20 protein-coding genes are annotated in these 22,604 nt (G+C 39.9%); 13 read left to right on the top strand and 7 right to left on the bottom strand.

Going from position 1 to position 22,604, the window contains the following annotated elements; genetic code table 11:
• Window positions 1-118: 118 nt before the first annotated feature.
• The 3 genes from QPX86_RS08675 to QPX86_RS08685 all read right to left on the bottom strand — a co-directional run bounded on the left by QPX86_RS08675 (window position 119) and on the right by QPX86_RS08685 (window position 5,431).
• Window positions 119-1,153 (bottom strand): peptidoglycan binding protein CsiV, encoded by a 1,035-nt coding sequence (locus QPX86_RS08675; protein WP_285164936.1) that lies wholly within the window; start codon window positions 1,151-1,153, stop codon window positions 119-121.
• On the bottom strand, window positions 1,153-4,644 hold the full coding sequence (mfd, locus tag QPX86_RS08680; protein WP_285164937.1) for a transcription-repair coupling factor: 3,492 nt from the start codon (window positions 4,642-4,644) through the stop codon (window positions 1,153-1,155). The genes QPX86_RS08675 and mfd overlap by 1 nt, the downstream gene beginning before the upstream one ends.
• 169 nt (window positions 4,645-4,813) lie before the next feature.
• A complete protein-coding gene (locus QPX86_RS08685; protein ID WP_220754569.1) occupies window positions 4,814-5,431 on the bottom strand; it encodes a hypothetical protein in 618 nt (205 codons plus the stop codon).
• A gap of 154 nt (window positions 5,432-5,585) precedes the next feature.
• Here QPX86_RS08685 and QPX86_RS08690 point away from each other — a divergent pair, with 154 nt between their 5' ends.
• From QPX86_RS08690 to cyaB, 4 genes are all read left to right on the top strand, one after another.
• Complete coding sequence (locus QPX86_RS08690; RefSeq protein WP_285164938.1) at window positions 5,586-6,818, top strand: lipoprotein-releasing ABC transporter permease subunit; 1,233 nt, start codon at window positions 5,586-5,588, stop codon at window positions 6,816-6,818.
• Window positions 6,818-7,549, top strand: a complete 732-nt coding sequence (gene lolD / locus QPX86_RS08695; RefSeq protein ID WP_285164939.1) for a lipoprotein-releasing ABC transporter ATP-binding protein LolD — start codon at window positions 6,818-6,820, stop codon at window positions 7,547-7,549. Before QPX86_RS08690 ends, lolD begins: the two co-directional genes overlap by 1 nt.
• Complete coding sequence (gene lolE / locus QPX86_RS08700) at window positions 7,549-8,796, top strand: lipoprotein-releasing ABC transporter permease subunit LolE (protein ID WP_285164940.1); 1,248 nt, start codon at window positions 7,549-7,551, stop codon at window positions 8,794-8,796. Before lolD ends, lolE begins: the two co-directional genes overlap by 1 nt.
• Before the next feature lie 595 nt (window positions 8,797-9,391).
• On the top strand, window positions 9,392-9,943 hold the full coding sequence (cyaB, locus tag QPX86_RS08705) for a class IV adenylate cyclase (protein ID WP_285164941.1): 552 nt from the start codon (window positions 9,392-9,394) through the stop codon (window positions 9,941-9,943).
• Between the two features lie 145 nt (window positions 9,944-10,088).
• Here the strand turns inward: cyaB and QPX86_RS08710 are convergent, their stop codons facing one another.
• Window positions 10,089-10,517 carry a hypothetical protein gene (locus QPX86_RS08710; protein ID WP_285164942.1) on the bottom strand — a complete coding sequence of 143 codons (429 nt, stop codon included), beginning with the start codon at window positions 10,515-10,517 and terminating at the stop codon, window positions 10,089-10,091.
• A 94-nt stretch (window positions 10,518-10,611) separates the two neighbouring features.
• Here QPX86_RS08710 and QPX86_RS08715 point away from each other — a divergent pair, with 94 nt between their 5' ends.
• On the top strand, window positions 10,612-11,154 hold the full coding sequence (locus tag QPX86_RS08715; protein WP_220754563.1) for a DUF924 family protein: 543 nt from the start codon (window positions 10,612-10,614) through the stop codon (window positions 11,152-11,154).
• 148 nt (window positions 11,155-11,302) lie between these two features.
• Here the strand turns inward: QPX86_RS08715 and QPX86_RS08720 are convergent, their stop codons facing one another.
• Window positions 11,303-12,118, bottom strand: coding sequence for a helix-turn-helix domain-containing protein (locus QPX86_RS08720; protein WP_220754562.1), 816 nt, complete (start codon window positions 12,116-12,118; stop codon window positions 11,303-11,305).
• A 144-nt stretch (window positions 12,119-12,262) separates the two neighbouring features.
• On the opposite strand from QPX86_RS08720, the gene QPX86_RS08725 reads away from it, so the two are divergent.
• Complete coding sequence (locus tag QPX86_RS08725) at window positions 12,263-13,222, top strand: LysR family transcriptional regulator (RefSeq protein WP_299573289.1); 960 nt, start codon at window positions 12,263-12,265, stop codon at window positions 13,220-13,222.
• Window positions 13,223-13,347: 125 nt separating this feature from the next.
• On the opposite strand, the gene QPX86_RS08730 is transcribed toward QPX86_RS08725, so the two are convergent.
• Complete coding sequence (locus QPX86_RS08730) at window positions 13,348-14,346, bottom strand: NADP-dependent oxidoreductase (RefSeq protein WP_285164944.1); 999 nt, start codon at window positions 14,344-14,346, stop codon at window positions 13,348-13,350.
• 121 nt (window positions 14,347-14,467) lie between these two features.
• Here QPX86_RS08730 and QPX86_RS08735 point away from each other — a divergent pair, with 121 nt between their 5' ends.
• The 3 genes from QPX86_RS08735 to QPX86_RS08745 are packed head-to-tail and all read left to right on the top strand — an operon-like array spanning window position 14,468 to window position 16,230.
• Window positions 14,468-15,373 (top strand): LysR family transcriptional regulator, encoded by a 906-nt coding sequence (locus tag QPX86_RS08735; RefSeq protein ID WP_285164945.1) that lies wholly within the window; start codon window positions 14,468-14,470, stop codon window positions 15,371-15,373.
• Window positions 15,374-15,422: 49 nt separating this feature from the next.
• Window positions 15,423-15,971, top strand: coding sequence for a GNAT family N-acetyltransferase (locus QPX86_RS08740; protein WP_285164946.1), 549 nt, complete (start codon window positions 15,423-15,425; stop codon window positions 15,969-15,971).
• A 16-nt stretch (window positions 15,972-15,987) separates the two neighbouring features.
• A complete protein-coding gene (locus QPX86_RS08745) occupies window positions 15,988-16,230 on the top strand; it encodes a DUF3624 domain-containing protein (protein WP_285164947.1) in 243 nt (80 codons plus the stop codon).
• An 83-nt stretch (window positions 16,231-16,313) separates the two neighbouring features.
• On the opposite strand, the gene QPX86_RS08750 is transcribed toward QPX86_RS08745, so the two are convergent.
• Window positions 16,314-16,817: a DUF2062 domain-containing protein gene (locus QPX86_RS08750; protein ID WP_220754556.1), complete on the bottom strand. Its 504-nt coding sequence runs from the start codon at window positions 16,815-16,817 to the stop codon at window positions 16,314-16,316.
• A gap of 64 nt (window positions 16,818-16,881) precedes the next feature.
• Between QPX86_RS08750 and QPX86_RS08755 the strand changes: the two genes are divergently transcribed.
• Genes QPX86_RS08755 through QPX86_RS08770 form a run of 4 tightly spaced genes read left to right on the top strand, consistent with a single transcriptional unit; the run spans window position 16,882 to window position 22,351 of the window.
• Complete coding sequence (locus QPX86_RS08755) at window positions 16,882-19,335, top strand: DNA internalization-related competence protein ComEC/Rec2 (protein ID WP_285164948.1); 2,454 nt, start codon at window positions 16,882-16,884, stop codon at window positions 19,333-19,335.
• Window positions 19,336-19,374: 39 nt separating this feature from the next.
• The gene (msbA, locus tag QPX86_RS08760) at window positions 19,375-21,180 is read left to right on the top strand and encodes a lipid A export permease/ATP-binding protein MsbA (protein ID WP_285164949.1); all 1,806 of its coding nucleotides are present in this window, start codon (window positions 19,375-19,377) and stop codon (window positions 21,178-21,180) included.
• On the top strand, window positions 21,181-22,191 hold the full coding sequence (lpxK, locus tag QPX86_RS08765; protein ID WP_220754553.1) for a tetraacyldisaccharide 4'-kinase: 1,011 nt from the start codon (window positions 21,181-21,183) through the stop codon (window positions 22,189-22,191). It begins immediately after the preceding gene.
• Window positions 22,178-22,351, top strand: coding sequence for a Trm112 family protein (locus tag QPX86_RS08770; RefSeq protein WP_220754552.1), 174 nt, complete (start codon window positions 22,178-22,180; stop codon window positions 22,349-22,351). The genes lpxK and QPX86_RS08770 overlap by 14 nt, the downstream gene beginning before the upstream one ends.
• Window positions 22,352-22,604: the final 253 nt, after the last annotated feature.

A 22,604-nucleotide genomic window follows, 5' to 3' on the forward strand; every position in this document is an offset into this window, starting at 1 on the left:
TTTTGCTTAATACAGCTAGCCGAATGGTTAGCTGTTTTTTTATGTAAAAAAACCGAACGTATTATTAATAATACCCATTCGGTTTTCATTTTGCTAAAGCTAGTCTAGTAACTGGCGTTTAATTAAGTTGCCTTTGAGTCGAATTGATACCAGAAGCCATCGATTCAGTTACAGGTTCAGCATTTAATTCAATCAGTGAATCATCTTCAATTACTAAATCTGCAGGTTTTGTCGTCGTGGGTTGTTCCATTTTTCTGATTTGCATAATAATCCCCATATTTGGATGATCAAAATAATGCACTTCACCAGATCTTACCCGGCGGTTTTGAACCATAGGTATAGATTGTAGGAATGGACTCATGACTGTTTCGTCATTGCCTTCGGTACTGTATTGATAGTAATCGTTAGTGTTAGTTTGTTTTTTAATTGGCTTACGCAGGGCAAGGTTGGTTTCAATAAACAAGTAGTGGCTAAGATATATATTTATATTTCCGTCGAGTTCCCATACTGGTTTAGTTTGTGGCTCATCAACAAAACTGCCAAACGATGAAGAGAAATCAAATGTAGTGAATTCGTCTTCTATCTCTTCGGCAACGGGGTTTCCTGCATAATCATATTCTTCAGAGAAGTCTTTACCTGCAAAAATTCGGATAGGCTTAGCTCGGTTACGTGACTGCATATCTTGCTGCCAAGTTAAGTGTAGTAAACTGCGTACATCTTTCTCACGACGAACCGTTTTAATAATGTCTGCAAATTCACTTTGAGACTCTGCTAATAGCAACGGTCCTTCTTCTAAATAAGCTACTTGGGGCTCATCAGCTGCAATTGATAATGGTACTTGGCTTGGGAACGTCGTTTTATTTGCACTGACTAATGGGTCTTGGCAATCGACTTCACTGCTGGTCCAGTCTGTAGAAGTGCAACCTGTTAAGCCTAGCGCAACACCTGTTATGTCATTACTGATCATTGGCGTGATTAAGTCGATATTTTTGCGGTTAGCAGGCATTGCAGTGTTTTCTTGCCACTGCTCCAAGCTGTTTGACTGTCTTTCGAATACGAATACTTCAACCTCAAACCAAGTTTTTGCTTGAGCTTGAATTGATACAGTTATCGCTGTTAAAGCGGCAATGGAAATAGCAAAGTTACGCAGCACTATTTAGTTTCTCCAATACGGTGTTTAGCTAATTGCTCTAACAATGTCTTAATTAAGTCTAGACGTTGTTTGCTTGTTTCTGCAGGCATAGTGAACTTTAACTTATTTGAGCCTTCCATTCGATAAATTTGTGGCTGACTTTGTAATAAACCAATGATAAACATAGGGTCAATTTTATGGTCATCAGTAAACTCGATACTGCCGCCTTTAGCATGCATCTCAATTTTACTGGCGCCTAGTGCAGTCGCTTGGTGCTTATAAAGTGTAAGCTCCATTAAATTTCGAGTCGCATCTGGCAGTAAGCCAAAGCGGTCAATAAACTCAACTTTAAGCTCATCAAGCATCTTTTCGGTTTCACAGTTGGCGATACGTTTATACAATGATAAACGCATATTAACGTCGGATACATAATCGTCAGGCAATAGTGCTGGAATACGTAAATCTACTTCACATTGCGAATTGAGCATGTAAGCGAGTGATGGCTCTTTGCCTTCTTTTAATGCTTTTACTGCTGATTCAAGCATTTCCATATAAAGACTGAAGCCAATTTTTGAAATATGACCACTTTGCTCATCACCGAGCAGTTCGCCAGCACCGCGGATTTCTAAATCTTGAGTAGCAAGCATAAATCCTGCACCTAAATCTTCTAATGCATCAATTGCTGCTAGACGTTTACGGGCATCTGCACTCATAAGCTTAGGATGTGGTGTCATCAAATAAGCATAAGCTTGGTGGTGCGAGCGACCGACACGACCACGTAATTGATGTAACTGAGCTAAACCAAACTTATCAGCACGATCAATAATAATGGTGTTGGCACTAGGAACATCAATACCGGTTTCAATAATCGTGGTACACACTAAAACATTAAAGCGCTGGTGGTAGAACTCTGACATCACTTTTTCAAGTTCTCGTTCTCGCATTTGCCCATGGGCTGTAACGACTCGAGATTCTGGCAGTAATTCACGAATGTCTTGGGCACATTTTTCAATGGTTTCAACATTATTATGTAAAAAGTAAACCTGACCACCACGAAGGATCTCACGTAAAATGGCTTCTCTTACCGTCGCGATATCGTATTCACGCACAAAAGTTTTAACAGCTAAACGTTTCGCTGGTGGCGTGGCAATAATAGATAAATCGCGCATGCCAGACATCGCCATGTTTAAAGTACGCGGGATTGGTGTTGCTGTTAATGTGAGGATATCGACATTGGCACGTAATGCTTTGATTTTCTCTTTTTGACGCACACCAAAACGGTGCTCTTCGTCAATCACTAATAAACCTAAATTATCAAAGTTGGCTTCAGCCTGAAGCAGTTTGTGGGTACCAATTACGATATCCACTTTACCTTCCGATAGCTGTTGTAATACTTGGTTTTGCTCTTTTGCTGACCGAAAGCGTGACATAACTTCAATCACCACAGGCCAGTCGGCAAAGCGGTCTTTGAAGTTTTCGTAATGCTGCTGGGCAAGCAGGGTGGTTGGCACGAGTACGACCACTTGTTTGCCAGCATTAACGGCAACAAATGCAGCTCGCATGGCCACTTCGGTTTTACCAAAACCAACATCACCACAGACTAATCTGTCCATTGCCATTGGAGTTTGCATGTCAGTTAAAACTGCTTCAATAGCCGTTTCTTGATCGACGGTTTCTTCAAATGGGAAACCTTGGGCAAACTGGGCATATTCCTCAGCTTCAATTTTCATCGCATCGCCAGGGCGAGCTTGTCTACGCGCATAAACATCGAGTAATTCTGCAGCCACATCGCGAATTTTTTCAATGGCTTTTTTCTTGGCTTTAGCCCAAGTTTCATTGCCAAGTTTATTTAAGCTAGGCGTTTCATCTGCGCCGACACTGTAACGACTGATTAAATGCAATGATGACACTGGTACGTAAAGTTTATCGCCGCCAGTATATTCAAGCTGCAAATACTCAGCGACAAGGCCACCTGTATCGAGTGTCACTAGGCCTTTATAAAGGGCAACACCGTGCTCAAGGTGGACAATGGGCTCACCGACTTTTAGTTCTGCTAGGTTTTTAACTAATACATCAGAACTAACTTGTTTTTGCTTTTCTCGGCGGCGTTGCTGTGAGATTCGTTGGCCGAATAACTCAGTTTCACAAATAATGCTGACTTCGCCTTTAGGCGAGTCATGAATGACACAACCGCGAGACAGTGGTGAAACGACAAGGCCAATACTGTTTTTTGCCGTTTTGGCATTGAGGTATTCATCAAGATGAGTAAATAGCTTGGGTTTTATGTCTATTTTGGCTAATAGTTCGATTAATGCTTCGCGCCGGCCTTCTGATTCAGCACAAAAAACAAGCTGTTTAATGTTTTCGCTGTATTGTTGCAGGTTAATTAACGGCTGCTTTAATTTATGATTGGCATTGATGTCGGGCAATGCAGAGACATTAGCAGATTGGGCTTTAGCGTGTTCTTCGGTGCATAGCGCAAACTGCGAACGCTGATAATTTTTAAACAGCGCGAATAGCTCATCAATCAGTAAATAAAGCTCTTGCGGGGCTAAAAGGGGTCTTAGTGGATCTACGCGCCTGTCTTCATAACGAGCATTAATCTCAGTTAAGTGATTTTTACTGGCTTGTTCTATATCGCCCAAAGTGATTAGCTGGGTGTTCTCTGGCAGGTAGTCAAATAAGTTGGCGGAATCATCAAAAAATAGCGGCAAGTAATTCTCAATACCCGCAGGCATTAGGTTGCGACTGACTAATTGGTATACGGATTCTGCTTCTTTTGAGATGACTTCAAAGCGGCGACGATAACGTTGTCTAAAGCCCTCAATGCCTGCTGCGTCAGTAGGAAACTCTTTAGCTGGCAGCATGCGCACCGCATCGACTTCTTGTTTCGAGCGTTGGGTATCTACATCAAAATAGCGAATTGATTCAACTTCATCATCAAACAGTTCTATGCGTAAGGGTTCATCAGAACCTGTTAGGAAGATATCCATGATAGAGCCGCGAATAGCAAATTCACCGTGCTCATAGACTTGGTCTACTAAGTAGTAACCTGTGTCAGTCAGGTGCTGTCTAACTTGTTGCAAGCTGTAGGTGTCACCTTTTTTAAGCAACATCACATTAGCGGTTAAAAAAGACTTAGGTGGCAATTTCACCATTAACGTGTTCACCGGCACAATAATGACATTGTGCTGGCTTTGGCTCATTTGAGCTAAGGTTTCTAACCGTTGAGAAATCAAATCCTGATGAGGGGAGAAACTGTCATAAGGCAAGGTTTCTCTATCGGGAAATAAACACACATTGACATCAGATTGAGACAATAAATAGGCAAGTTCAACTTCCAGTTGTAATGCACTGGGTGTATCGCTGGTGACGATTAAACTGGTACCAGAATGCTGGGTGATTAAACTCGCAAGCGTTATGGCTTGAGAAACGCCCCCTAGAGTTGATAAGGTCTGAAATTGTTGGCCTTTTTTGACACTAGGCGGTGTTAACACGCTAAAATTCTTCATTGAATTACTAAGTTGGCTTCTATAAATGTGTGATTTATCCCGTTTTGATTATTACATACCAGTGGTAATAAATAGTTTAAACGGGTCATAACCAAGGCAAGCTTCCTCGCTGCCTTTATTGCTGGCAGCTATTATAAGCGAGCAAAAGCTAAGTTGCAGGAAATATTCGTTAGTCAGCAGCTTGTTGGCGGTTTTGTTTACGCATCTTAAGCATTTTTTGTTGCACATTTAAGCTGGCTTTTACTAATTGTTCGACGTCAGCATCTAATACTTGGCTAAATTCAAGGCTAATGTTGTAGCTTTCAGTATTAGCTGCTTCGTTATCCGTACTAGGGTTTTGAGGATCAATGCTTTGGCATTGAGTCACCTGACATAAACATAAAATCGCCACCAGTTCACTGTTGATATAGATGGAGGTTTTAAAGTAATCACCGACATTTAATGGTGTGTCTGACTTTAAGCTAATTCCGCTGCCACCAAAATGAGATCCATGGAATTGCTCACCAGACTGAACTTCTTTTTCTAACACATGATGTAACACTAAATCGACTTTACGGGATTGGAGCTTTAAAAAGTCCACTACAGCTTTTGCATCGTTATCTAAGCTGCGAAGTTGTAGAAGGCAGCTTGCTTCAAGCTCTTTCACTTCAGAAAGTAGCTTTAAGCCAACTGATTGCATTGAACGCAAGTCTTCTTCGGTTGGGATCCCTTTCGATTCAGGCCAAGTTTCAAGGTAGACATTAAATTGATGAGGCACAGTAAAATATGCATTGGATTCAGTGAACAAGGTTTGCCTCTTTATTTATCAAACTAATACCCCTATTATCATGCTCATCTTTATCATTTAGCAAGTTTTAGCCCGCTTGCTTAATTAAATGGTTGTTTTTTATTCCAATAAACGCCTTTTTAATTCAAATTACGTCTGGGATGCATTTTTCTTTATGAATTTTAGGTTTTCATTATTTATTGGTTACCGCTATTGGCGCACAAGAAAAGCCAATGCTTTTGCATCTTTCATTACGCTATTTGCCGTTTCAGGAATTTTTTTAGGTGTGGCTGCGCTGATTATTGTCAGCTCAGTTATGAATGGCCTAGAAGGACAGCTTAAAGAGCGGATCCTTGGTGCTGTCCCGCAACTAACCTTAGTTAATGAGGCTGGTTTCAGTGACTGGCAGCAACAAACTCAATCATTAACTGCCCAATCACAAATTCATGGACTTGCGCCTACAGTCACCACGCAAGCTATGGTGCAATCCAGTCAAAACATTAGCGCTGTGCAAGTGTATGGCGTATTTCCTGAGTTTGAACAAAACCTATCAGCGATTATTGCCAATACCTATTCTAGCGCGTTCGAGCAGCTCACGCCTGGCAGTTATAACATTGTATTAGGCAGCGAACTCGCCCGTAAATTATCGATTAATATCGGTGATAAAGTCAGGTTGCTCAGTGGCGATGGTGTGGTGTATTCACCGCTTGGGCCTGTACCCAGTCAGCGTAAGTTTACTGTGGCGGGTGTGTTTGAAATGGGCTCGCAAGTCGACTCGGCATTAGCTTACATTCACTATAAAGATGCAAGACGTTTAATGCGCTTAAAGCCAAGTGAAATCAACGAGCTTCGCGTGTATTTGGCTGACCCTTTTTCGGCCCCGCAAATGGGCGAAAGCTTAGTTGCTGAATTTAAACAGCAAGACATTACTATCACGACTCGAGATTGGCGTGATGATTTCGGCCATTTATTCGCTGCTGTGAAGATGGAAAAGAACATGATGTCGCTGATGCTCTCACTGATTGTGGCAGTCGCCGCGTTTAATATCGTATCTGCATTAGTGATGATGGTAATAGATAAAACCACGGATGTGGCAGTATTAAAAACTCAAGGTCTGACAACTAAAGCTGTCATGAATATTTTTATTGTTCAAGGATCACTTAATGCTGTCATTGGCCTCGCTCTGGGGGCGCTCGCAGGTGTAACTGTTACCCTGAATTTGAACATGATACTCAATGTGCTGGGAATTTCAGTGCTTGGCACTGGTCAAATGTTACCAGTTGCTATATCAGTTCCCCAAATTGCTATCATCGTTGTAGGCACCTTGGCGATGACGCTTATTGCCACAATTTATCCTGCATTAACCGCTGCTCGAGTTCAGCCTGCAACCGCATTGAGATATGAATAATGAATAATGAACGCCCTGTGATTTTGCAAGTGAGCAACGTTAGTAAACAATTCCATGATGGTGAAAACACCACCACAGTACTGACGAATGTTGACTTAAACGTATTCAAAGGTGAGCAACTTGCCATCGTCGGTAGCTCGGGATCGGGTAAAAGCACCTTGCTGCATATTATGGGAACACTCGATATTCCAACATCAGGTGAAGTTTTACTCGATGGCGAAAATTTATACCAGCTAAATGCATCTCGTCAGGCTGAAATCCGTAACCAAGACTTAGGCTTTATTTATCAATTTCATCATTTATTACCTGAATTTTCGGCACTTGAAAACGTTGCGATGCCAGCTTTCATACAAGGTCGAGATAAAAAGCAAACTTTAAAAGAAGCGACAGAATTACTTGAACGAGTGGGGCTAGGGCACCGTTTACAACATATTCCAGCACAGCTTTCTGGCGGAGAACGCCAACGTGTGGCTATTGCTCGAGCACTCATCAATAAACCTAAATTGGTGCTTGCTGATGAACCTACAGGTAACTTAGATGCCAGCAGTGGTGACAGTGTTTATTTACTTATTCGTGAACTTGCTCAGCAACTAGGGACTGCGTTTGTTGTGGTCACTCATGACTATAAACTAGCTGCCAAAATGGACAGACAGTTGACAATGAAAGATGGCGTATTGCAAACGTTGCATGACTCACCAATACACGAAGCCAATACCATGGAAAATAGCTAATGAAGTCACTATTGCCGCTGACAATAGGTTGGCGTTTTTATCGCGCTAGGCAGTCAAATGGATTTATTGGATTTATTTCATTTGCCTCGACAGCGGGCATTGCGCTTGGTGTTGCAGTACTTATTTTGTTGTTATCCGCCATGAATGGATTTGAGCGTGAATTAGAACAACGCTTATTAGGCGTGGTTTCTCACGGTGAGTTACTTAGTGTCAACGAGCCATTACATGATTGGAAAGGGATTGCTGAAACGGCCAAGCAAATGCCAGAAATTGTGGCGACAGCGCCGTTTATTCGGCTGCAAGGTTTAGTGCAAAAGCCGGGCGGCTTTCAAGGCATACAGCTAACAGGAATAGAGCCTGAATTTGAACAGCATGTGTCTACGCTTGCTGAATTTATGTCAACTGATAGCTGGAATGCATTAGATGAACCCGTTAATAATATTGTCTTAGGCCGCAGTTTATTAGATAAGTTAGGTTTAAGTGTCGGTGATACATTATCTATGTATACCCCAGATATGAGTCAATCGAACAAATTGTCTGCCGCTAAAAGTCACCGATTTATTGTGGCGGGAGTTTATGATTTGGGCGGTGAAATTGAATCGACTCAAGCTTATGTGTCGATGTCGTATCTTGCAAAGGTGTTAAAAATCCCTCAAGACTCAGCTACAGGGCTTAGGATCACGGTTAATAATGTTTTTAGCGCACCAAGAATAACCCGTGACTTAGGTTATGCTCAAAACCAGTATTTACATCTCAATAATTGGACTCGCTCTCAAGGCCACCTATATCAAGATATTCAATTGGTTAGAATGGTGATGTACCTAGTATTAGCACTGGTTATTGCAGTGGCGTGCTTTAATATCGTCTCGACATTAGTGATGGCCGTTAGAGATAAAAGCGCCGAAATAGCGATTTTAATGACAATGGGCTTAAAGCGCGGCGCAGTTATGGCGATTTTTATCATGCAAGGTGGCTTAAATGGATTATTAGGCTGTTCCATTGGCGCAATCATCGGGGTCATATTGGCAACTAACTTAAGTACCTTTGCCAGTTTCATAGAACAGACATTTGGCATTCAGCTGTTGGCTTCTGATATCTATTTTATCGACTTTTTACCATCTGAATTACAACAACAAGATGTGATTGTTGTGGTGGGAATGGGAATGGTAATGAGTTTACTAGCAACGATTTACCCTGCATATAAAGCCACTAAAATAGCCCCTGCATCAGCGCTTGCAGGTCGTTAAAGCTTAATCTCTATATAAAATACACATACGATAAATAAAAAAAGTTATCGTATGTGTACGCTAATGAACCCTTACCCTTAAAAACATAGTTATGGTGAATTGCATATTTCATCTCAATAACAGGTAAACCGATCTTTTTTGACACATCTTTCTTAAGTCCCTGTGATTTTTGATGAGATGTGAAATATTTCCAACGCAGGAGCACTCAGCTTTTTACTTTGCTTGTTGCTAATTGAGTTATTGTTTTAAGTCTGATTTTAAAATAGTTCTAGCCCTATTAAAGCTTATAAACTTTAAGTTAAAAACTTAACTATTGGCTTATTTGATAGCTTGAACCTCAAACCTAACACTTTTAAAAAAATCCACTTTTTACACTATCAATATCTGATAAACGATCGAATGGACTTATTGTTCTTTGCTCTATTTTAACCAAGAACATGAGTGTAAATTTCTGTCGTTCGCAAATCATTATGGCCTTGTTCTTCGCAAGATTTAGTAGACTCACACTCATTACTTTGAGGAGGCGTTATGCGTATGATCATGTTTAGCTACGTACTCCTATGGTAAAATTCTCATTTTGAGATTGGATTACAAAATGAGCGATGAGCATTTTCAAGGTAAATATGAGGTAGAGCTTAAGTACCGCCTTGAGTCGAAGACTAATTTTTTGAATATTTTGAAAAATACCCCCCATGAAGTAATGCTTGAAGACAATCTAGAATCCGACTGTTATTTTGATACTCCAGATAAATCATTGCACCAGCAGAATAAGAGCGTCTGTATTCGTACTATGAAACCATCAGGTATCAAGCTTTGGATTGTTAAAGGCCCAGAGGTAGACCGATGTGAAGCGACCAATATCACTGATGCAAAAAGTGCTAAAAGTATGCTGGAAACGATGGGTTACGAAATTACATTAAAAGCGACCAAAACTCGAAGTATCTATTTTGTCGGCAAGTTTCATATTACGGTCGACTCTTTAGATGGCATTGGTGACTTTGCTGAGTTCGCCATCATGACAGACGATGAGCTAATGTTAACTGCTTATAAGTCGGAACTTGAAACTCTAGCGAGTAAGTTTGGGTTAACAGATTCAGCATTGCAGACTAAATCCTATAAACAGATGTTCGTGGAAAAATACGTATAACAAAGCATTTAAGAGTGATTTGCGACGTTTGCAGTTTTGCTTCAAGTATAGGCAAGTGCTGCTCACGCATTAATGCTGCGTTAAGTACCATTTCATTCTCAAGTCATTGAGATAAAATAATCCACTTGAAATAAAAACAATCATCTTAATCAAAGTAACTTTTGAAATTGTCCCAAATACCCAGTGATGTATCAGGAAATAAGTCGATACCCAGTGCTGATTTTAAAAGATAGAGCATCAGTAGTCCAAGTAGCATACTCATGACTATAAAACCGCTGACGGTGGCAAACATCATCAACAACGACATGTTCTTTTCTCGCCTTGTGTAAGCGCGTTTATTTTTACCCAGTAAAAATACGTAATAAAAGCGCCATTTAATAAATGGAAACTTAAAGGTGCCACGTTTATCAATAAAATGACCGCCCCATGTGTTGGGGCCCAATGACATTTTTATTGCATTAAGTTGTTCATCAGTAAAACTGGCGGCAATATTTGAGGGTGAGCGTTTAAGCACTTTTTCAATAAGTGGATCTCGTCTTATGGCGTCGTTAGAAGCTTGAGGTTTTTCTGCCATAGATGTCCTAAAGTGTGTCTAGATAAAAGTCTATTTTAAATCTAGCATACAATTGTTAAGTTACTGCAATGGATATAAAAATTGAGGAAGCGCTATGAATGATTTTCAGCAGGTGATTTCATTTTGGTTTGACGAGATAGACCACGCTTTGTGGTTTAAAAAAGATAGTGAGTTTGACAGGATTATTATGTCAAAATTCGCAACTCTGCATGCTCAAGCTATGGCTGGCGAACTCTATGAGTGGCGAGTAAGTCCTCTAGGCAGGCTAGCAGAGATTATTGTGCTCGATCAGTTTTCTCGAAATATGTATCGTGAATCGCCTAAAGCGTTTCTATCTGACCCTCTTGCTTTAGTGTTAGCACAAGAAGCGGTAGCGCAGGGGCAAGATAAGCTGTTAACACAGACTGAGCGTAGCTTTTTATACATGCCTTATATGCATAGTGAGTCAATGATGGTACATCAGCAAGCACTGACACTGTTTAATCAAGCAGGTTTAGAGTCAAATTATGCATTTGAAAAGAAGCATCTCGAGATTATCGAACGCTTCGGTCGTTACCCGCACCGTAACAGTATATTAGGCCGAGAATCGACAGCTGAAGAAATTGCCTTTTTGATGCAACCAGGTTCTTCATTTTAGCCAAGTAATCTGAAAGTAAGATTGGAAGTATGTTCAGCGAACAATAAGGTTTTCGTTGTTAAAACAAAACGCCTATTACAGAAGTAATAGGCGTCATCATGACTTATCTAGAGCAGATTAACCTTTAGAGCTTTATCTGAAAACCAGTTTATGCGTCGAAATTTTGCTGTTCGTAACGCAGTAAAACTAAATCATCGTTACCATTCAAAACGTGTTTAACAAACGGATTATTAAACAAACTTTCACTTTTAGCTGAATGCAGAGTGATAGGGCCGTTTGTTGGTATTTTTTCAAGATAAATATCATTTAATAAGTTACTGTAGTAACTGATAAAACTTGGCAGAATAAGGATGATGTCAGATGACAAGGTGTGAATAAACTTAATAATATTCATTCGAATGTTTTTATCAATTGCAACGATACTGGCTAGTTTGATGAAGCCATTTTGGGCAACACAAAAAGCTAAATGTCCGATGATTGAGTTGTTAAAATAAAAACAAACAACTTTCACACGCTTACACTCAATGTGCTCAAGGGTTTCGTTAAAGTCATAACCGCTTTGCACTTTATGAGCGTGATAGATACCTTCCTTCTCATCTTCAGTCATTTCATCAAACCAAAACTCTTTGATTTGGTTAATGCTGTAGTTGTAGATGTTTGGCATTTGACCATCGTTAATACGATTTTTACGCGCTTTTTTAATCACTTTTAATTCATGCTCGTCATATTGATAACATTGATTAAAGAAATTAGCTAAGCCAACTCTTCTGTTTAAAGAAGGTAGGATGGTACCTTTTTCCCACAGACTAACCATTGATTGGTTAATGTTCTTAAATAGACTGTGATTATTCGCTAAGTCATCAGCTAAAGACTGTTGTGATAAACGATAAGATTTACGGTATTGTCTTAGTACTGTTGCGAAGGTTTCTTTACAAAACTCTGGCTCTGTTACCTGATTTGTCACTATCTTCCCCTAGATACATATGTGAACTTGATGGCTTTTTAACGTAAGCAATGCAAATCCTAGTTAACATATGTGACGAGTGCTACTGATAACAGTTATAAGCTAAGCTAATATAACAGCTGGTTTGAGACTTGGTTATTAAGTATGTATAGAAAGTACCCCGAACAAATTAATTTAAATTATTTAAGAGTTTTCAATGAGTTGTATAGAACTAGAAGTACTACGCTTGCGGCGGCTAAATTAGGGATATCTCAATCCGCAGTTAGCCAAGTATTGTCTAAACTGAGACATGCGACAGGTGATCCTTTATTTATTAAGGGTCAAGGACAGTTAGTACCGACCGTACGAGCAACAGAAATTGGCGAAGGTCTCGCAAATGAATTGATACAATTAGATAAACGGTTTTATCCAGATGACTTTTTAAACCAAGGCGACTTTGATGGCGAGATCAATTTTGCTATTGCAAGCCCGCTTATTGATGTTATCGCTGAAGAATTAATGGCCACTAGCGCTAAAGTCATACCAAAAGGGAAAATTAATTTTAACCATTGGAATGACCATACGCTCGATCAAATTATCAATGGTGATATTCACATTGGCTTAAACCTATTTCCTATTAATGCCCCTAAAGAGATAAGGCAAATACCACTATTAGAGAATGAAGCAGTTTTCATTAGCAAGACGCCGAACAAATGGATTGAAGAAGGGATGGAGCAAAGTGGTTTTGCTGAACATGTTTTTGGTGGAATTATTTTTTCTGGCATCAATCGATTACAGCCAGTATTAGAAAATAACTCTCTTACTGAGGGGTTTAAATTTAAATACCGCAGCGAATCCCATTCGCTGCTGGCGCAGCACTTAATGACAGAAAAGAGTGTGGTGTTAACGGATAAATTTTCTTGTCATTATTATCCCGGTCATTACTGCTATGAAGCACCTGAACGCTTAGCAAGCTTACTGCCTTCAAGGTTAAGTTATGCTCTGTATTATTTACAAGCAAATCATCAACATCAAATCTATTCAGATTCAGAGAGAGTGGTAAAAAAATTACTCGAGCAATTTGATTCAAGTGTTCAACTGATCCCCAATCGCAATAAGTTCTAACCACATGAGAACAGAAATTAAATAAAGCGCCTAAGAATAAGGCGCATTATTATTCGCTGATTTAAACGATGCTAAGTTAAACATAGCACTAGCTCCAATCTTAGCGCTTAATCTGAGATTGAGCGTTAAAGTTTTACCATCAACTTGCCTTTATTTTCACCAGTAAAAAATAGGTTTAATCCCTCAATTGATGACTCCAAACCTTCTAATACATGTGAGCGATGTTTGATTTGACCTTTTAATACATAAGGAGTTAATTTTTCTAATAGACTAGGCACTTCGCCAAAGTGATCTGGCATGGTAAAACCTTGAACAGTAATACGTCTTTTAAGGATATTCATCCAGCTTGGGCCTGGTGCTGGGGTTTGTTTGCTGTAATCGGCAATTAATCCGCAAACCATTACGCGGCCATGGGGATTCATTCTATCGACAATTAAGCTTTGGATAGGGCCTGCGGTATTTTCAAAGAACAAGTCGATGCCTTGAGGGGCTAATTTATCTAACTCAGCTGCTAAATCTGCCGTTTTATAATTTATTGCTGAATCAAAACCAAGTTCATTTACAATCCAATCTGCTTTTTCATCGCTGCCGACAACGCCAATTACGTGTAATCCGTCTGCTTTAGCCAATTGACCCACGATTGAGCCTACAGAGCCAGCTGCACCAGTAACAATAATCGTTTCGCCTGCCTTTGGTTTACCGACATTGAATAAGCCTTGTGTGGCTGTTAAGCCCGGTAGGGCGAATATTGATAATATGGTTTCGTCAGGAAGGGGGGCGTCGACTTTATTTATCCCTTTACCATCAGTTAAAAAATACTCCTGCCAACCCATCATACCCATAACCCGATCGCCTGTTTTAAAGTCTGGATGATTGCTTTCGACCACTTCACCTACACCGCTGCTTCGCATGACATCGCCTAAATTAACTGGTGGGATGTAGCTATCAGTGTCTGGTTGCATCCAACCAAACATGGCTGGATCTAGTGACATATGATTTTGTTTAATCAGTAGCTCTCCAGGTTTAACAACGGGTATAGGCTTTTGGACAACTTCAAATATATCAGAAGTGATTGGGCCGCCTTGAGGGCGTTTGACAAGATTAATGGCGGTATAAGTGTTCATGAAATTATCCTTAATACTGTTTGTTCTTTAATAATTGAATCTATTATTCCTTTTCTTTTTTATAAGATATAGTGGCTAAAAAGCGATTCTTTATTGCTTTTAAGACAATAATGGTTGGGTTATGGATCAATTAAGAGCGCTGAAATACTTTGTTAAAGTGGTGGAACTGGGCAGTTTTACACAAGCTGCGAAAGCCTTTTCTGTTCCTGCTTCATCTTTATCGCGGCGGGTTGCTGATTTAGAAAAAAGTCTTGGGGCGACCTTATTAAAACGCTCAACCAGAGCCGTTAATTTAACTGAAATTGGCGCAGATTATTATCAGCAAGTATCACTATTATTAACTCAGCTAGAGCAAAGTAATGAAGCTGTGCGCAGTTACCAAACCGAACCCATGGGAAAGTTACGGATAAGTGCTATGGTGGGTATTGGGCGCGAGGTGTTAATTCCGCTTATGGAAGAGTTTTCCAAGCTGTACCCTAAGGTTATTTTAGATATTGAGCTGAGTGATGAGCTGTCTTCAGTTGGCCGTGATGATGTCGATATAGCCATTAGAGGCGGATATGCCCCCAACGATCGAGTCGTGGCGATTAGATTAATGGATAATCAATTTATTCCAGCAGCGAGTAAGCAATACCTTGAACATATGGGTACCCCAACCCATCCCAGTGAATTATCACAACATAAAGGTTTGTATTATCGCTCCCCTAACGGCAGAGTGCCTTGGTTAAGCCTTATTGAGGGACAATGGCAAGATGTGTCTGCTCCAGCTACTGCCATTAGTAATGTTGGCGAGTGGCTAATTGAAAAAGCGAAAAAAGGTGAGGGGATTGTAATGATGCCAAGGTGGGTTCTATCACCATTTCTGGAAAGAGATGAGTTATTAGAGCTTGATTTTGAACCGCGGTTATCAGCGACACAGAGTGCTGATTTTGGAGTGTATTTGATATATCAAAAACAACGATATCATGTACCTAAAGTTAAAGCAGCTGTGGATTTTTTAGTGGCAAGAATTAAAAGTAATCAATAAATTATTATATAACATACTGTTTAAAATAAATTTGTAGGTTTAAAAGTATATGAAATTTAAGATAATGACTCAACGGACTTGTATTCGAGCTTTTGAGTATGATGATCTAGTTTTATTCACTGAATATAGAGCAGATCCATTTATAGCTAAATATCAAAGTTGGACAGATTACAATTTTGAGCAATCACAATCTTTGTTTGCTGCGATGGACTATAACGCATTTGGTATGCCAGGTTTATGGTTTCAATTGGCCATCGCTGATAAGCAAACTCAGCTCATTATGGGTGATATAGCGCTGCATTTTATTGATAATGAGCAAATGGAAATAGGATTTACCTTAGCTCAGCAATATCAGCAGCAAGGCATTGCCTTTGAGGCACTATCCGCATTGATAGACTATTTATTTATTGAACTTAACAAGCATCGAATTATAGCGACGACTGATGCTGAAAATATCCCATCGATGGCATTACTGAACAAGTTAGGTTTTAGAAAAGAAGGTCACTTCTATAAAAATATCTTTTTTAAAGGACAATGGGGCGATGAATGTGTTTTTGCTATGTTAAAGGATGAGTACAGTTCAAATGCGAATAGTTAAGTTGAAGGATATATGAATGGCATGTAATGATTGCCAAGAGTCTCTATTCAAACAAAAAATAGGCAGGTGTAAGTCGTGTATGTTACAACTGACCTTTCTATCGTTGGTGGGATGGCCGTTATGGTGGTGGCTTTATGCTGATGATATGTCGTCGGTTGAATCGATAGCGATGATGTTTTTCTGTGGTGCTTTTAGTGGCTTATTGTGCGTTCATTTAATGGTATTGGCTTATCGTAAGGTAAATAATACAGCCGAATAGACCTGTTTTAAATCTAAAAAGTCAGCAACATGGCTGACTTTTTTATATTTTTATTTGTATTGAGTGGAGCTTTTAGTTAAAGACTAGTTTCTGCGATTCCACTTGAATAATACTGAATACTTCCAAAGACTCTTAATCACAAAATAGCTAATTAGAGCAAAAATACAACCTAGCACGACACACCCCAAAAGGAATGGTGGGCCAATGGTGCCAATAGAACTTTCTACCCATTGCCAGCTGGCTTCAAAAGCAAAGTCAGTGGTATCCAAGCCTAAAATTTTAGAGCCCAACAAATATGCTGCATAAAACATAAATGGCATTGTGATTGGATTTGTTAGCCAAACAAGGGCAACTGCGAGTGGAATATTGACGTTAAAAAATATCGCCATGCCAGCAGCTATGACCATTTGGAACGGTACTGGAAGCCAAGCTACAAATAAGCCCACCGCAAATGAGCCAGGAGCAGATTTGCGATTCAAACTCCAAAGGTTGGGTTTATCCAACAAATTTCCGAAAACCCGCAAATATTTGTGATTACGCAAGGTTTCAGGCTTCGGCATAAATTTTTGTAATAATTTTTTTGGCATATACGCGATTACTGTCTTTAATTAATCAATGATAAATCGATTCATTTATGGTTTTTGCGCCAGTATGCTTTTTAGCAATTTATTGCCAAGCTTACTTCCTATATGGATGGCGTCATTCATTCTGATTGTCGTTTTATCCACCTTCATAAAGTGGCCTTTCATCAGCGGGGCACTTTGTGGAGTGATGTTAGTTTCTTTTTGTTTTAATTCATTATTTTCTTCACATGAATCAGAAATCCCTGTTCAAAAACAATTTAAGGCAGAGATAGTATCACTAGTTAGCACAAACAGCGACTGGATAAGTTTCGACATTAGGGTGATTTCTGAGCAATACGAATTTTATCACTCTAACTATAGACTCACATGGCAACAACCGCCTGAAGTAAAAGTGGGTCAGGTTTGGATTTTTACTGCGCGAATGAAGCCAATCACTAGTCCGTTGAATCAAGGTGGGTTTAACCAACAAAAATACTTCTTAAGTCGTCATATCGTTGCTAAAGGCCGAGTCAAACAGGCTGAACTACTCGATTATAATACCCCATTGCGACAGCTTATCATTAATAAAATGGACCCTATATTACAAACACGCTCAAATGGGGCAATATTGAAAGCGCTGCTGTTTGGCGATAAATCTAATCTCACTCCAACTCAATGGCAGCAACTAAGACAAACTGGCACCGGACATTTAGTGGCCATTTCAGGCTTACATTTATCGGTTGTATTTGGTTTGTTCTGGTTTATTTTTCGCAGTGGCTTGCAGATTTTTCCTTCATTTAGTAGACGCAACTTACTCATCGCTATGGTGTTGGCTGCTTTAATGGCGACGGGTTACGGATACTTAGCAGGTTTTGCCATCGCCACTCAGCGAGCGTTGATAATGCTCCTCATCTTAATTGTCTTAACTATGGTGAATCAATATTCATCGCCTTGGCAACGATTAATTTGGGCATTGTTTGCCGTATTACTTATCGATCCGTTTGCCAGTTTAAGTGCAGGTTTTTGGTTATCTTTCAGTGCGCTTGCCATCATATTATTTACGCTAGAGTATTCAGTTGCTAAAGCAAAGATAAACAGATCTGATAGCGAAAGTACGTTTAATAATTCAAAAAATGAGCTTGAAATTAGTCATAATGAGATTGAGTTTACAGGCACTCAAGTAATTGAACCTAATGTACAAAATCTTCCATTTCTTGAACGCCTCGTAAGCAAGTACCAAGATTATAAAAATAAACTTATTGGCTTCTGGGTTGGGTTTTGGTCGATTCAATGGCGACTGGCTATAGGGCTAGGATTAATGCAGGCAATATTGTTTGGCACTATTTCAATTAACAGTATTTGGGTCAATTTACTTATGGTTCCTTGGTTCAGTATTGTGGTCATTCCGCTAAGTATTATTGCCTTGGTGTTGAATCTCTGTTTAATGTTTATTCCAATGACAGATGAATTGAGAGTCTTTTTTGGCGAAAAATTGATGAGTTTTGCCGATGTTGCTTTAACGCCGTTTCAGTTACTTATTAGTGGGAGCGATCATTGGCCTATGTCTCTGATACATCTATCAGACAAGTTAGTTATCAGCATAATGCTATTCATATTGGGCATATTTTTAATGATGTGGGCAGTCAATACATTGTGGAGACTGGCGGTCGGCGTATTATGCATCCCTTTAATTCTGTATTCATGGGCTGCTTTTTATTCTTCACCTTCGCAACTTGTACCTTCTTGGCAAGTACATGTGCTGGATGTTGGCCAAGGTATGGCTGTACTTGTTCAGCAAGGTAATCGAGGTTTGTTGTATGACACTGGCGCAGCATATGGTGATAACTTCAGTTATGCCGATAGAGTGATAATCCCTGCACTCAATGCGAAGGGAATAAGTAAACTTGATTACATCATAATTAGCCATGATGATAACGATCATGCTGGTGGCCTAGATGCTTTAATGAGGCAATATCCTAATACTCAAATTATTAGCGATTCTGCTGCACACCACTTCAGCTCCCCTTTAGAAGAACGAAGTCAAAACCCTTGTACTAATCGTCAATTTGATTGGCACGGAGTAACGCTGAGATTAGCGATCAACCCTACGGCTAAAAATGACAATAATCGTTCATGTATTGCGTTTATTACTGATGGTCAGCATCAAGTTTTGCTCGCAGGGGATATTGAGAAAAATTCAGAGAGATACTTTACCAATAACAATATGTTATCTAGGTCAGATATATTACTTGCGCCGCATCATGGCAGTCGTACATCTTCCACACTGGCATTTATAGATGCGGTATCACCACAACATGTTATTTTTACTGCAGGGTTTGCCAATCAATATGGATTCCCTAAAAATGATGTTGTCGAGCGATATAAAATGAAAGGAGTTGAAACACTCGTTAGCGGAAACTCAGGCCAAATTAGTATAGATTTTGAACCATCAACTTATACAATTCGTCAATATCGTTCAGATATTGCGCCATTTTGGTATAACAAGGTGTTTAGATTTGGTGAGAAAGTTAAAGCAGAGTAGAATGTGCCTTTGTTTGCTATTCAAGTGTTAATGTAATCAATGACAACAACTAATAACGAAATGTCGAGCGTGTTTAAACGCCTTCTTACTTATCTCGTTCCAATGAAAGGAATGTTCCTATTAGCCATTGCTGGCCTATTAACTTATGGCCTTGTCGATGCAGCTTTCATTGCATTCATTAAACCTTTTATTGACGAAGGTTTTGGTCAAGCTCCTGCTGTAGTCGGTGGCGTCGAAGTTGATGTTCCAACTCACGGTGGCTTTAATGCCAATAAAGATATAATGCTGATGGCACCTCTAGTGGTGATAGGCATGTTTACGTTGCGCGGTATTGCTAACTTTGTATCGACTTACTGTGTCTCGTATATGAGTGCGAAGTTGATCATGGATATGCGTCAACAAGTTTTTGAGCATTATCTGCGTTTACCTGTGAGCTACATTGACCGTGAAAATAGCGGCAATTTAATTTCCCGTGTGACATTTGATACAGAGCAAATTGCTCGTGCATCAGGCAGTGCGTTGATTTCTATTGTTCGTGACTCTATAACTGTTATCGCGATGCTCGCTATTATGTTCTTTTATTCGTGGAAGTTATCACTGTGTATTTTAGTGATAGGTCCATTGATGGGCGTTGTTATCAGTGTGGTCAGTAAGCGCTTTCGGAAAGTATCTAAACAAATTCAGTCTGCCATGGGGGGGGTAACCGCTACCACCGAGCAAATGATTAAAGGCCACAAAAATGTGTTAGCTTTTGGCGGACAGCAAACGGAAGTGAATCGCTTCTTTAAAGTGAATGATTCTAATCGCCATCAGAATATGAAACTGGCTGTAGCCCAAGCAATCAGCCAACCGGTTATTATGGTTATTGGCTCATTCGCACTGGCATTTGTATTGTATGCAGCAACATTCCCAGGTTTAAAAGATGATATAACCGCGGGTACTTTTGCTGCAATTCTAGGCGCAATGATGGCCATGCTTCAGCCAATCAAAAACTTAACCCGTGTGAACGCTGAATTTCAACGGGGTATTGCAGCTTGTACTACTGTGTTTGAGTTATTAGATACCGCACCAGAATCAGATACTGGTGAGTTTGAAACTCAGCGCGTTAAAGGCAACTTGAAGTTTAACAACGTCACTTTTAGTTACCCTGATACTGAAAAGCCTGCATTAACCAATATAGATTTTGAAGTTAAGCAAGGTAAAACCATTGCGTTAGTGGGCCGAAGTGGCTCAGGTAAGTCAACCATTGCTAGCCTTATGACCCGATTCTATACCGGCGTGTCCGAAGGGGATATTACCCTCGATGACGTCAGTATTTATGATTACAAGTTAAAGTCGCTTCGTAACCAAGTAGCATTGGTATCTCAGCAAGTCACATTATTCAATGACACGATTGCCAATAACATTGCTTATGCTTATCCAGGAGAAGTGTCCCGTGAGCAAATCATTAAAGCTGCTGAACTTGCTTATGCGATGGAGTTTATTGAAACCTTGCCTGACGGACTAGATACCGAGGTCGGTGAAAATGGGGTGTTGTTGTCAGGTGGACAACGTCAACGTATCGCTATTGCGCGAGCTATGTTACGTGATGCACCTGTATTAATTTTAGATGAGGCAACATCGGCATTAGATACAGAGTCTGAAAAAGCAATTCAGCATGGTTTAGACAATTTACGCCATAACCGCACGTCAATTGTGATAGCTCATCGTTTATCAACGATTGAATCTGCAGATGAAATCTTAGTGATTGACCAAGGTTCAGTGGTTGAACGGGGCACTCACACAGATTTGATTGCCAAAGAAGGCATTTATTCCAACCTGTACCAAATGCAATTTGGTAATTAAATGCAATCGTTAGTGAATAAAATTTGGTACCAAGGACATCCAGCTAAATGGTTATTACTGCCATTGAGCTGGTTGTTTGCTTTAGTGTCTTTGCTAAGGCGTTTAGGATATAAATTTGGTTTTAGCACTGCAGAAACCCTACCAGCACCGGTTATTATTGTGGGTAACATCACGGCTGGTGGCAGTGGTAAAACCCCAACGGTTATCTATTTAATTGACTTATTGCGCGAGCATGGTTATAAGCCTGGGGTGATAAGTCGTGGCTATGGAGTTAATATTGACGGTGTGAAAGCCGTGAGTGTTGCTGATAAAGCCACTGATGTGGGTGACGAGCCAGCGATGATAGTGGCTCGAACGCAGGTTCCTATGGTTGTTGGTGCTAAGCGAATTGACGCTGCTAAAGCCCTTTTAGCTCAATTTGATGTTGATGTGATTATTAGTGATGATGGCTTGCAGCATTATGCATTAGCTCGAGATATTGAGCTGGCAATTGTCGACGGTCAGCGCCGATATGGTAATCAGTGTTTGATCCCTGCTGGGCCTTTACGTGAAGGTTTGTGGCGATTAAATACGATTGATTGGGCAATTAATAATGGTGGTAGCCCTCAAGCAAATGAAATTGCGATGAGTCTAGAACCTTCTGCTCTAAAAGCGGTAAAACCTTCTTTGAATGATGAGAAGTGGCAACAGCAAGAAGCTATAGCGATGGCAGGTATCGGTAATCCACAGCGATTTTTTGATAGTTTAGACCATTTAGGTTACCAAATTAAGCAAACCAAAGCGTTTGAAGACCATCAAGCGTTTGATGAAGCTGAGCTACAGCAGCTCTCACAACATACTCCATTGATAATGACCGAGAAAGATGCGGTTAAATGTCGCGATTTTGCACAACAAAACTGGTGGTATCTACCAGTTAATGCGAAGCTTAATGAAAGTTTTGACCAAGCATTTTTGAATAGACTTAACGAAGTCGTCAAAGTTAAACAAGGAAACCTCCATGGCGTTCGATAAAAAATTACTTGAGATTGTGGCTTGTCCAGTATGTAAAGGTAAGTTGGAATTTGATAAAGAAGCAGATCAATTAATCTGTAAAGCTGATAAGTTAGCGTATCCAATCACAGAAGGTATTCCTGTTTTACTTGAAAATAGAGCGGTACCACTAGAGTCGTAAAGGGTTATCACTTGTAGAAAGTGAATAAGAACTCAATTATAACTTGTAAAAAGCGCCAGTAATGGCGCTTTTTTTGTGCGCGTTTTTCAATGTACATTTGATTTCTTTGGTTAAATGTTGTGCGAGTCTTGTTATTTGTATGTGGATTTCGTTTGTAGAGTAATTGCACTAAATATAATAAAAGGTAAAAGTTAGCAATTTAGTGCTAGCTAAATTTGCGGTTATTGTCTGTATATCGGGATACTGAATATTC

The organism is Shewanella goraebulensis (assembly GCF_030252245.1).
In the GTDB taxonomy this organism is placed as follows: domain Bacteria; phylum Pseudomonadota; class Gammaproteobacteria; order Enterobacterales; family Shewanellaceae; genus Shewanella; species Shewanella goraebulensis.